The 12234-nt window shown below is 62.3% G+C and carries 8 protein-coding genes; 4 read left to right on the plus strand and 4 right to left on the minus strand.

The window, feature by feature from the left end; all coding sequences use genetic code 11:
- Positions 1 to 12 precede the first annotated feature (12 nt).
- Together GC162_14460 and GC162_14465 are read right to left on the minus strand one after the other, a co-directional pair.
- Entirely contained in the window at positions 13 to 2976 is a 2964-nt protein-coding gene (locus tag GC162_14460; GenBank protein MBI1369844.1) for a DUF1553 domain-containing protein, read from the minus strand.
- A 260-nt stretch (positions 2977 to 3236) separates the two neighbouring features.
- Positions 3237 to 4631 (minus strand): hypothetical protein, encoded by a 1395-nt coding sequence (locus tag GC162_14465; protein MBI1369845.1) that lies wholly within the window; start codon positions 4629 to 4631, stop codon positions 3237 to 3239.
- Between the two features lie 377 nt (positions 4632 to 5008).
- Between GC162_14465 and GC162_14470 the strand changes: the two genes are divergently transcribed.
- Both GC162_14470 and GC162_14475 read left to right on the plus strand, forming a co-directional pair.
- Positions 5009 to 5794, plus strand: coding sequence for a hypothetical protein (locus GC162_14470; GenBank protein ID MBI1369846.1), 786 nt, complete (start codon positions 5009 to 5011; stop codon positions 5792 to 5794).
- A complete protein-coding gene (locus GC162_14475; GenBank protein ID MBI1369847.1) occupies positions 5794 to 6153 on the plus strand; it encodes a hypothetical protein in 360 nt (119 codons plus the stop codon). The genes GC162_14470 and GC162_14475 overlap by 1 nt, the downstream gene beginning before the upstream one ends.
- On the opposite strand, the gene GC162_14480 is transcribed toward GC162_14475, so the two are convergent.
- A complete protein-coding gene (locus GC162_14480) occupies positions 6139 to 6978 on the minus strand; it encodes a helix-turn-helix domain-containing protein (GenBank protein MBI1369848.1) in 840 nt (279 codons plus the stop codon). The genes GC162_14475 and GC162_14480 overlap by 15 nt on opposite strands.
- A gap of 159 nt (positions 6979 to 7137) precedes the next feature.
- On the opposite strand from GC162_14480, the gene GC162_14485 reads away from it, so the two are divergent.
- A complete protein-coding gene (locus GC162_14485) occupies positions 7138 to 10077 on the plus strand; it encodes a DUF1553 domain-containing protein (GenBank protein ID MBI1369849.1) in 2940 nt (979 codons plus the stop codon).
- A 14-nt stretch (positions 10078 to 10091) separates the two neighbouring features.
- On the plus strand, positions 10092 to 11564 hold the full coding sequence (locus GC162_14490; GenBank protein MBI1369850.1) for a DUF1501 domain-containing protein: 1473 nt from the start codon (positions 10092 to 10094) through the stop codon (positions 11562 to 11564).
- Here GC162_14490 and GC162_14495 read toward each other — a convergent pair.
- Positions 11552 to 12202 (minus strand): response regulator, encoded by a 651-nt coding sequence (locus GC162_14495; protein MBI1369851.1) that lies wholly within the window; start codon positions 12200 to 12202, stop codon positions 11552 to 11554. The genes GC162_14490 and GC162_14495 overlap by 13 nt on opposite strands.
- Positions 12203 to 12234 lie beyond the last annotated feature (32 nt).

Here is a 12234-nt window from a genome sequence, read left to right on the forward strand (position 1 = left end):
CGGGTTCATGGTTCAGTACCGTGTGATGGTTTCGTTGAGATTCAGCACGACACGCGCGACGCTGGTCCATGCGGCCAGCTCGACCGGATCGAGCGCCGCATCCGCCGGCGCGTCCCCCGCGGCGATCAACTGCTTCGCCTCCGAGGTGTGCTCGCGGTAAAACGCCAGATGATTCTCATACACGCCGCGGAGCACCTCGGTGATTTCATTGCCCGGCGGGCGCGACAGCGCATGGCGATAGCCCCATGCCAGTCGCGACTCGGTCGTCGCGCCGCCTTCGTGCATGATCCGGGCGGCGAAGACGCGGGCGCATTCGACGAACGTCGGATCGTTGAGCAGCGTCAACGCCTGCAACGGCGTATTGGACCGTGCCCGCTGAGCGGTGCATTCCTCGCGCGACGGTGCGTCGAACGCCTTGAGCATCGGATGCAGGAACGTGCGCTGCCAGTGCGTGTAAACGCCGCGCCGGTATTGATCTTCGCCTTTGCTCGGGGCGTAGCCGCGCCGGGGGAAATTGAGCTGATCGTAATATCCGCCGGGCTGATACGGCTTGACGCTCACGCCGCCGACTTTCTCCACGAGCAACCCGCTGATCGAAAGCGCATTGTCGCGGACCATTTCCGCGGCGATCCGGTAACGCCCCTGCCGGGCGAACAGATCGTTGAAGGGATCCTCCGCCCGCAGCTTCGGCGTCGGACGCGAGGACTGGCGATACGTGTTGCTCGTCACGATCAATCGCAGCATGTGCTTGATGTTCCACCCGCTCTCGACAAACTCGACCGACAGCCAGTCCAGTAGCTCCGGATGCGAGGGATACGTGCCCTGACCGCCCAGGTCGTCGACGCTTGTGCAGATGCCCCGGCCGAACATCAGATACCAGAGCCGATTCGCCATCGTGCGCGACGTGAGCGGGTTGTCCGCTTCGCAAAGCCAGTTGGCCAGATCCAGCCGTGTCGCCCGCTTGTCGCCGGTATTGAGCTTGCCCAGAAACGCGGGCACGGCGGGCTCGACGATGTCGCCCGAATCATTCATCCAGTTGCCGCGCGGCAGGATGCGGATCACGCGCGGCGCGACCGCCACGGTGATCGGCGTCGTGACGAATGACCCTTCAAGCGACTTGTGCTCCTTATTGAGCGATTCGATTTCGCCACGCAGCGCGAGCATCGGCTCCGCGTGATCCAGGTAATAGTCCTCCAGACTCTTGCGCTGTGCATCCGTGCGGGCGGCGGCGGCGACTTTGAGAATCGTCGCGATCGCATCCGGCGGACCGACGTGCTGATTGACGCCCGCATCATCCCAGTAGACGGTTCCGCCGAACTGCGTGAACGCCATCCCGTTGATCTTCGCGCCGGCTTTGAGCCCGACGTCGGCGGGATCGACTTGCAGTCGGACCCACTGTCCCGCCGCCGGCAGGGCGCCCATGCGGTGATACGCCGGCGACGGCTGATCCGTTTTGCCGTAGACGATCTGATCGCCGCCCCAGACGGCCCGGTGCTCCCACCCGCCGTCGTTGAACTGGAGCATGATCGCCTGCGGGGGAGTCTTCGCATCGAGATAGACCCATGCGTAAAAAGCATTCCCGTCTTCGAGCACGATCGGATCCTTCGCGCCCAGCGTAAAGTGCTGGACCAGTCCGTTTGATGACTGAACGCGCGACTCGGCGCCGCTGTGGATCGGCCCCTTGGTCGCATCGATGAAGTTCCACGCGCCGTCACGCTTGCCGGGCACCTCCGACGCCGCGTCGATCCAGGCCACATCCGTCGCCTTGTGCGTCTCCAGTGCCGCCAGCGTATTCTCCTCCCATGCGCCCTGCTGCGAGAGCAGCGACGGACGCAACCGCTCCATCCGCTTGTTCGCATCGGCGAGCTTCGCATCGATTGTTTCAAGCTGCTGCTTCTGCTCGTTGGTCGGCACCGGGATCTCCGGCGGGCGCCGACGGGCGCCGTACTTGCCTTCCTCCTGAACATCCGCGAAGAACGCGCCCATCGAATAAAAGTCGCGCGCGGTGTACGGATCGTACTTGTGGTCGTGACACTGGGCGCAGCCCATCGTCGCGCCCATGAAGACCTGCGACACGTTGCGCACGCGGTCGGCGAAGTAAATCGCCAGATATTCCTTGGGCTGCGCGCCGCCTTCCTCGGTGGTCTGGTTCAGGCGGTTGTAGCCGGAGGCGACGATCTGATCGAGCGTGGCGTTGGGCAAAAGATCGCCGGCAAGCTGCTCCCGCACGAACCGGTCAAACGGCATGTTCGCGTTGAATGCGTTGATCACGTAGTCGCGGTACGGCGATTGGGAAATGTCCTGATCGCCGTGATACCCGACGGTGTCGGCGTAACGGACCAGGTCGAGCCAGTACACCGCCATGCGCTCGCCGAAACGCGGCGAAGCGAGCAGGCGATCGACCACTTTCTCATACGCATTCGCAGACGAATCCCCGACGAACGCATCGACTTCCGCAGGCGTCGGCGGCAAACCCGTCAGGTCGAAACTCAGCCGGCGAATGAGCGTGATGCGATCGGCGGACGGACTCGGCTCGACGCCCGCCGCTTCACGCCGCGCAGCGATGAATTGATCGATCGGATTGATCACCCATTGCGTCTCGCTCGCATTCGGCGGCGCCGGACGATGCAGCTCCGTGTACGCCCAGTGCGGTTCATATTCGGCGCCCTGTGCGATCCATTCGCGCAGCAACTGCTGCTCCTGCGGATCCAGCGCCTTGTGCGCCTCGGGCGGGGGCATGCGCTTCTTTTCATCGGCGGCGAAGATGCGGTGGATCAGCTCGCTCTTGTCCGGATCGCCGGGCACGATGGCGATGTGGCCGTGTTTGTTGGGCTTCGTCGCGACGTCGCGCAGGTCCAGCCGAACATCCCCCTCGACTTTTTTGGCGTCGTGCCCGTGACAGGCCAGGCACTTGTCGTTGAGGATCGGACGGATATCGCGATTGAAGCGAATCGTCGGTTCCGCCGCGCTCAACATGCTCGTGACGAACAGGCATGCTGCAACCGCAATACGGACGATCGTATCTGCTTTGGTCACTGGTGAACCTCGAAGCGTGGAGTTTGAGTGCTCGACGAGCCGGCGGGTGGAGCTGGATTAAGTATACCGGATTTCTCTATCAAATTCTGCTTTTGCGACGCGCCGCAAAATCCCGGCATCGCGATATGCGGATTTTTCGCTTGGGATGCGCGACGAAACGCTCCAATACGCTGTCGAATGCGGCGGCGGTCGATCGGCGATCAGCGGAGCCGCTCTTTGATGCGGCGCAGACCCGCCAGCACATCCGCGGCGGAATTGTACTGCGGTCGCCGCGGATCGGTCGGACGCAAAATCGCCTCCGTCAGATTCGTAATCATCCGCGCTTCATCCGAGTGCGCCTCGTAGCGGACCATCTCCTTGATGTCGGGATTGGAGTGCGGTTTGTCGATCTGCACCGCCAGATAAAACAGGTCCGCCGCCTTGTCGACCTTCTGGTAATTGCCCGTGAACATCTGGCTCGTCACCAGCCCCGAACTGGTCATCTTCGCGAGCATGCGCTGAATCTGAGACGCTTTCATCATCTCTTGGAACAGCTTGTCGAGCAGCGGCGACTGGGCGATGTTCTCGCCGACGCGCGCCGCCGATCCGTAGTCGACGAATCCGACGCCATGCTCCGTCACGACGAAGTTGTCGAGGCGCAGGTCCAGATGAATCACACGCGCCTGTTCGTGAAGTTTGTCGAGCAGGTCGGCCGCCTGAATGGCGAAGTCGATCTGTGAAAGCGGTTGCCCCGCCTTGCGGAGCCAGTTGAGGTGCATGCGCGAAACGAAATTGCGCGAGTCTTTTTCGATGGCCAGCACGTGCGGCACCCGCCGGCGATACGGCTCGGGCAGGTCACGCTGAAGGATTTTCAGGAACGCCGCCTCGCGCGTCAAAAACACCGGGAAAATCGATTGGATGAGCTTCTGCGCCTGCGCTTCGATGAACTCGGTGGTCGTTTCAGGGAAGCGATTCTTGAGGCGAAGCATGACCGATTCGAGATCGGGCACTTCCTTGGCGACGACGTATCCGCGGTCCGCCTGACGCGATGGTTGAAGGTAGACGTTGTAGGTGAACCGGTTGGTGACTTCGCCGGGGCGGACGAGCAGCACCTTGCGCGCGACGAAAAAGTGAATCTTTCGCCCCAGGCCGGGGATGCGCATGCCAAAGACCGGCTCCCGCACGAAGCTGGGCGGATACTCGATGGCGAAGCCCTTGGAGGCGTAGACCTGCGCCAGTTTGAGCACCTGCTCCGGGTCCTCGGAGACGAAGACGAATTGTCCGCCCCAGCGGAGGCGGTCGAAGATCTTGTACCAGCGGTGCAGATCGTAGGGCGTGGCGAAGACATAGTCGGCGGTGCGCGATTCGCGCAGCTCGTCGATGCAGTCGTAGTAGCGATCGAATTCCGGATCGCCGGCGAAGATGCGCGACTGCACGAGGCGGATCATCATGTCGCGATCGCGCAAGCGATGACGACGACGGGTGCTCGTCTCGACGCTCGGCTCGCTCGCCTCCGGCGGCTCGGCCAGCGAAGGCGAAAGCGGCAGGGGCGAAAGCAAATCATCGGTCTCGTCGTGGGGTCGCGCGGGCGGCAAAGTGGTGGGGGCCGGGGTCATTTGAGAATTATCGTCATCCGTCAGGGAACGGATCAGGCGTGTTGCGACAGTTTACGCCGGTGAATCGGACACATCGAGTCGGCTTGGGTGAAACGCATGTGACATAAACACTTGCCCAATCTTGCCCAGCCGCGGAACACGCGGCGCGGTCGGCGTGATTACGCCACTCATCGGCACGTCGCCGGTCGCTTCGCCAACAACGAACGACGCCTCGGCCCTTGCATTTGATCCCTTGCCCGCTACAATCCATCCCCACTTAGTTGAGAATGAATTGCATATTCATTCTCAATTACGACGGATCATGGCGCGCGTCATTGATTCAATCAGAGGGATGTAAGCGACAAAGCATTGAAGTATAACAATTTAGGAGCATCGATATGAATCAGATTCGACAGGTGCGGGGTTCACAAGGGGTTGGGGCGGCGTTCGTGATGGCTTTGGTGGTCGCGACGGCCGGGGTGGCTCGGGCCGATGCACGCCCATTTGTGTTCACCTATGAAGTCACCACGATGCCCGTCGGAGCGGTTGAGTACGAGCAGTGGGTCACATGGAAGACCAGCAAGGCGATCGACTCCGACTACGACGCGATCGACTTCCGTCATGAGATCGAATTCGGCGTCACCGATCATTTCCAGCTCGGTCTGTACGTTTCGGACTGGGGCTACGAAGACGGCGACTCGGTGACGAACGACGGCACGCGCTGGAACGATGTCGCGATCGAAGGCATTTACAACCTCAGCGACCCGGTGGCGGATCCGATCGGCGTCGCGCTCTACGGCGAGATCAAGGGCGGCGACGAAGTGCTCGGCGTCGAAGGTAAGCTGCTGCTTCAGAAAAACATCGGGTCATGGATCATCGCGTGGAACGGCGTGATCGAGGCGGAGTGGGAAGGCGACCATTTCGACGATGACAACGGCACGCTCGAACAAACCCTCGGCATCAGCTATCAGGTAACGCCCAGTCTGCTCCTCGGCGCCGAACTCGTTCACGAAATCGATTACGCCGACTGGTCCGCCTGGGGGCCGCACGTGGTGTATGCCGGGCCGAACGTTTCCTACCGCAAGGGCAACTGGTGGGTCACGGTCGCGCCGTTGTTTCAGTTGACTCGCGTCGATGACGAAGCGGATTTCCAGACGCGTCTGATCTTCGGTATCAACTTCTGATGCGCCTACCGGTCGCTCAGCTCGTCCTGCGATGCGCGATCGCATTCTCGCTGCTCGGCGGGCTGTGCGGATGCCTGAGCATCGAGCAGATGGCGCCGCCTGTGGAGCGTCTCGCGGCCTCGGGGTCGATCGCCGACGCCGAGGCCTCGATGCTCCATCGCGGCCGCCGGATCTACCTCACCGCCTGCGCCAAGTGCCACACCATCGAGCCGATCGATCGATATTCGCGGGAAAAGTGGCTCAAAATCCTGCCCGAGATGATCGAGGAATCCAAGCTCGACGAAGCGCGGGCGTCGGAGGTGACGCGCTATATTCTCGCGGCGCACGAACTGATGACCACCTCGTCAATCGCGCAATGACGCGATCGGATTGTGTCCGAATCGCTGGCTGATCCGTCGGGCGCCGGCGGCGATGAGGGGACCGAGCCGCGGAAAGTCAGCGGGGGTCAGCCGAAATGCCGGGCCGACGACCCAGACCGCGCCGATGGGAGCCGCGCGATGATTGAGCACCGCGGCGCCGATGCAGCGGATGCCGTCATTGTGCTCGCCATTGTCGATGGCATATCCATCGACGCGGGCGCGCTCGATCTCGTCGAGCAGGGCGGCGCGGTCGGTGAGCGTGTGATCCGTGAAGCGCGTCAATGTGAGGCGATCGAGCAGGGCGTCGCGCTGTGCGACGGGCAGATGCGCCATGTACGCCTTGGCCGGCGCGGCGGTGTGCAGCGGGAAACGCGTGCCCACGCCGATCATCACGCGGACCTGCTGATTGGAAAGCACTTGCTCGAGCACGACGCCTTCGGAGCCGTCGATGATGCCCACAAGCGTCGTCTCATCGGTCTGATCGCGCATTTCGTGCATGACGTCGAGCGCGTTGTGCACGAGCCCGCTCTCGCCGAGCGCGGCGTAACCGAGACTCAGAAATTTGGTGCTCAGCGAGAAGCACTTGGTGGCTTCGTCGCGCTGGAGATAGCCGTAGGCGTGAAGCGTATTGGCAATGCGGAAGACGCTGTTCTTGGGCAGGCCCAGCGCCTCGGCGATCTCGCTGATGCCCTGCGGGCGCTGCATCGACGCCAGATGCTCCAGCAGCATGAGCGCCCGCGAGAGATTCGGCACGTGATACCGGTCCGCCGCCGCCGCCGCCTCGGCCGGATGCACCAACTCGTCATCACGCGAATTTGTCGGCAAAGGTGGTTGACTCCGGTTTGAATCAAGTTAAACTGTGTTTGTTATATAGAACGACCCGCAAAAAAGCAAGCATCCACACGAAGAATCCGCGTAGACTTCCCGAGCAGGCACGACCCACGGAGCCCACGGATGACGCACACGACGGCTCGCGGCATGACGATGCGATGGCTGGCGGTGGCGATGCTGCTGCTGGTCATCGGGCCGCGCGGCTGGGCGGCCGACGACGCCGGGCCCGAAGTGGATGGCGTCAAGTTCTTCGAATCGCAGGTCCGGCCCATCCTCGAAGCCAACTGCTTCAAATGCCACGGCAACGAAACCAAAATCCGTGCGAACCTCTATCTGACCTCGCACGCCGGTGTCATGCGCGGCTCGGAAGTCGGGCCGGTCGTCGATCTTCAAAATCCCGCCGACAGTCTTTTGCTGAAGATGATCAATTACACGGATGACGATCATCAGATGCCCCCGAGCGGGAAGCTGCCGCAGGAGAAGATCGATGTGCTGACGAAGTGGGTGATGATGGGCGTGCCATGGACGGCGGAGTCCGACCCCGTGCTTCCGCCGCTGACGCCCAAGTCCGATTCGATCATCACGGAAAAGGCGCGGCAGTGGTGGGCCTATCAGCCGGTCGCCCGGCCGGTCACGCCGAAGGTGCATGACGCGACCTGGCCCCGCAATCCGATCGACAATTTCATCCTCGCCAAGCTCGAAGCCAAGGGCCTCAAGCCCGCCCCGCCCGCCGATCGCGTCACGCTCATTCGCCGCGTGTACTACGATCTGATCGGCCTGCCGCCGACGCCCGCCCAGGTCGATGCCTTTGTCCATGATGCGAACCCCGATGCATATGCGAATCTGATCGAGCGCCTGCTGGCCATGCCGCAGTATGGCGAGAAGTGGGGACGGCACTGGCTCGACGTCGTCCGCTACGCCGAGACGAACGGCTACGAGCGCGACAATCCCAAACCCAACGTCTTCAAGTACCGCGATTACGTCATCCGTGCCTTCAACACCGACAAACCCTACGACCAGTTCCTGCGCGAGCAGATCGCCGGCGACGAACTGGATCATGTCACGAGCGATTCAATCATCGCGACCGGCTACTACCGTCTCGGTCTCTGGGACGACGAACCCGCCGACCGCCCGCAGGCGTTTTTCGACGGGCTCGACGACATTGTCTCCACGACCTGTCAGTCGATGCTCGCCATGACCGTCAACTGCGCCCGCTGTCACAACCACAAGGTCGATCCGATACCGCAGGCGGATTACTACCGGATGACGGCGTTTTTCCGCAATTTGACGCCGATGGCCAACGGCGGGCCGACCATCGAGCGCGACATATTCTCCGACGACGCTGACGCCGCGGAAACCGAGCGCCTCGCCGCGCAGCGCGCCGAGCGCATCGATGCCCTGACCGCTCAGCTCGCCGCCGTCGAAAACGAACTGCGCGAGGCGTATCAGAAATTCCGCAAGACCGATCAGCCCGTGCGCCTCGCCGACATCGAATCGCTGCATTACCGGTTTTATCGCGACACATGGGACAAGCTCCCCGACTTCGATCAGCTCAAGCCCGAGAGCGAAGGCGAACTGACGCAGGGTTTTTACACGCTCAATCCGCGCACGCGCGACGACGCCTTCGGCTTCGTCTTTGAAGGCATGCTCAAAGTCCCCGCCGCCGGCGAGTACGCGTTCGAAGTCAATGCCGACGACGGCGTCCGCATCATCGTTAACGGTCAGCGCGTCGCCGAGATGGACGGCGTGCACGGCTTCCTGCCCGAGCCCAGCCGGGGCACGATCACGCTCAAAGCCGGTCAGGTTCCGATCCGCCTCGAGTACTTTCAGAAGGCGAACGGCCTGGGCCTCGAAGTGGCGTGGAGCGGGCCGGGCGTGAATCGCCGGCTGCTCAGCGAAACCGATCAGCCCGAAAACGCCGGCGACCTGCGCATCGACCGGCTCATGGCCCAGTACGGCAAGAAACTGCTAAGCGCTCAGACCGTGGCGAACTATCGCTCACTGCGCAAGGAGCTCAACGAACTGAACAAGGAGCCGGTGCACACTGAAAAGGCCCTGTGCGTCACGGAGAACGGTCCCACCTCGCCCGATTCGTTCATCCTCTCGCGCGGCAGCGCGCACGCCCCGATGCAGCAGGTCCAGCCGGGCTTCCCGCAGGTGCTCGGCTTCGCCGATCCGACGATTCCCGACCCCGCCCCCGGCGCGAAGACGACCGGCCGGCGACGCGTCCTCGCCGACTGGATCGCTTCGCCGAAGAATCCGCTGACGGCGCGCGTGATGGCCAATCGCATCTGGCAGCATCACTTCGGCCGGGGCATCGTGCGATCGACCAATGACTTCGGCGGCCTGGGCGAACTGCCGACGCATCCGCAATTGCTCGACTACCTCGCCACCGAGTTCATCGCCCGCGGTTGGTCCGTCAAGGACATGCACCGGCTGATCCTGATGAGCAGCGCGTACCAGATGTCATCGCAGGACGACGACAAGGCGCTCGCCGCCGATCCGAACAATGATTTGTTCTGGCGATTCGACATGCGGCGGCTCACCGCCGAGGAAATCCGCGATTCGATTCTGGCGATCAACGGCACGCTGAATTTGCAAATGGGCGGGCCGAGCATTTTCACGAAGGTGCCGGCCGAGGTGTTGGCGACGGCATCGCGGCCGGATCACGCATGGGGCAACAGTCCGCCGGATCAGCAGCGCCGCCGCAGCGTGTACATTCATGTAAAGCGCTCGCTGGTGGAGCCGATTCTCGAAACATTTGATTTGCCCGACACGGACACAAGCTGCGCGGTGCGGTTCGCCACGACTGTGCCGACGCAGGCGCTGACGGGGCTCAACAGCGATTTCATGAACGAGCAGGCGGTGATTTTCGCTGATCGTCTGCGGGCCGAAGCGCCGGGCGATGTGCCGGCGCAAGTTCGCCGCGCCCTGCGACTCGCCGCCGCGAAGGAGCCCAGCGATGCGCAGGTGCAGCGCGGCGTGAACCTGATCCGTTCGCTTACGGACAAGGATCATCTCGATGCGGACAAGAGTCTGAATCTGTTTTGCCTGATGGTGTTGAACATGAATGAGTTCGTCTACCTGGACTAGCGAGGAATACGAACATGCACGAAGCGAACAAAACGACGAGCCAGTTCTGCGGGCGGACGCGCCGGGAGTTTTTGTGGCAGGCCGGCGGGGGTTTTGGCGCGGCGGCGCTGACGGGGCTGCTCAGTGCGGAGGGCTTTTTCCAGAAGCAGGCGATGGCGGCGGACGGCATGACGCCGTTCCGCAATCCGGTCGCGCCCAAGCGGCCGATGACGACGCCGAAGGCCAAGAGCGTGATCTTCCTGTTCATGTACGGCGGGCCGAGCCACGTCGATACGTTCGACTACAAGCCCAACATGTACGCGCTGGACGGTCAGACGATTCCGGTGAAAACCTTCGGGCGCGGCGGCAAGAAGAACGAGGGCCGCGTCGTCGGACCCAAGTGGGCGTTCAAGCAGTACGGGCAGTGCGGCAAATACGTCAGCGATCTGTTTCCGCATATTGGATCGTGCGCCGATGACATCGCGTTCATTCATTCGATGTACGCCGACTCGCCGATTCACGGGTCGGCCCTGCTGATGATGAACAGCGGGCGCATCCTGTCGGGTCATCCGTGCATCGGTTCGTGGGTCAACTACGGGCTCGGCTCGGAGAACGAAAACCTGCCCGGCTTCGTCGTCATGCTCGACAAGAAAGGCGGACCGATCAGCGGCGCGAAAAACTGGTCGAGCGGGTACATGCCCGCCACGTATCAGGGCACGATTCTGCGTTCGACCGGCGAACCGATTCTCAATTTGAGGCCGCCCGCCGACATGAGCGCTTCGGCCCAGCGCCGCCTGCTTGATACGCTCAAGGATTTCAATGAAGAGCATCTGGCGACGCGCGCCAGCAACTCCGCCCTCGCAGCACGCATCGCCAGCTATGAACTGGCGTACAAGATGCAGCAGTACGCCCCCGAAGCCGTCGACTTCGAGAGCGAGCCGGCGTACATCAAGGAGATGTACGGCCTGGATCAGGACCGCACGTATGACTTCGGGCGGAAGTGCCTTCTGGCGCGCCGGCTGGTCGAGCGCGGCGTGCGGTTCATTCAGATTTATTCGGGCGGAGCGCACAATGACGACAATTGGGATGCGCACACCGATATTGAGAAGAACCATAATTTCCACGCCGGCAACACCGACTTGCCGATCGCCGGACTGATCAAGGACCTTAAGCAGCGCGGGCTGCTCGACAGCACGCTGATCATCTGGGGCGGGGAGTTCGGGCGTCAGCCCACGGCCGAATACGCCAAAGGCACCGGTCGCGATCATAATGCGTATGGGTTCACGATGTGGATGGCGGGCGGAGGCGTGAAGGGCGGGACGAGCGTGGGCGCGACGGATGAGCTGGGCTCGGCGGCGATCGAAAATCGCTTCCACGTCAAGAACCTGCACGCCACCGTGCTCACGCAGATGGGCCTCGACCCGGACAAGCTCTCGTATTTCTTCGGCGGGCTCAACCAGAAACTCGTCGGCGTCGAAGGCGCCGAGCCGATTCGTCAGATCATCTGATCCGCCATGCTCAACACGCTCGGCTCCGTCAGGCCCACGAGACTTGCCATGCGCACCAGGTCCGCCGCATTACGCGCCTGCATCTTACGCATCATCCGGGCACGGTGATTCTCGATCGTCCGCAATGAAATCGACCATCCATAAGCAATCTGCTTGTTGGACTTGCCCATCACGACTTCATCGAGAAGTTCGCGTTCGCGTGCGGTCAGTGAGTCGATGCGGCGGCGTATTTCGGCCGCGTCGTTCAACAGTTGGCGCCGGCTGTTGGCGTTGCTGACCGCCTTCGTGACGTGCCGGCGAAGATCCTCAAGATCGACGGGCTTTTCGAGCATGTCCACCGCCCCGGCTTTGACGGCTTGGACGGCGGAGGCGACGTCGCCGTAACCCGTCAGCATGATCACGGGCACGCAGGCGGCGATCCGCCGCTCATGGCGCAGCACATCCAGCCCGCTCATGCCCGGCATGCAAAGATCGAGAATCACGCAGCCGATCGCATCCGGATCGAAAGCCCGAAGCATCGCTTCGCCGCTGTCGAATTCGCGGACTTCGTAGCCGTCTATCCGCAAGTTCATGCCCAAAGAGGAGCGTACCGCCAAGTTGTCGTCCACGATCCAGATACCCAGTTCCGATGTCATCATGATCTTCCTTACAATCTTGGTAAGAAGTCAAT

The organism is Planctomycetota bacterium, from assembly GCA_016125255.1.
Lineage (GTDB): Bacteria > Planctomycetota > Phycisphaerae > Phycisphaerales > Zrk34 > RI-421.

What these genes read in the sequence shown, in the direction of transcription:
- GC162_14460 (MBI1369844.1), bottom strand. Translation starts at nt 2,976, where the DNA reads ATGTTGAGCGCGGCGGAACCGACGATTCGCTTCAATCGCGATATCCGT.
- GC162_14465 (MBI1369845.1), bottom strand. Translation starts at nt 4,631, where the DNA reads ATGACCCCGGCCCCCACCACTTTGCCGCCCGCGCGACCCCACGACGAG.
- GC162_14470 (MBI1369846.1), top strand. Translation starts at nt 5,009, where the DNA reads ATGAATCAGATTCGACAGGTGCGGGGTTCACAAGGGGTTGGGGCGGCG.
- GC162_14475 (MBI1369847.1), top strand. Translation starts at nt 5,794, where the DNA reads ATGCGCCTACCGGTCGCTCAGCTCGTCCTGCGATGCGCGATCGCATTC.
- GC162_14485 (MBI1369849.1), top strand. Translation starts at nt 7,138, where the DNA reads ATGCGATGGCTGGCGGTGGCGATGCTGCTGCTGGTCATCGGGCCGCGC.
- GC162_14490 (MBI1369850.1), top strand. Translation starts at nt 10,092, where the DNA reads ATGCACGAAGCGAACAAAACGACGAGCCAGTTCTGCGGGCGGACGCGC.
- GC162_14495 (MBI1369851.1), bottom strand. Translation starts at nt 12,202, where the DNA reads ATGATGACATCGGAACTGGGTATCTGGATCGTGGACGACAACTTGGCG.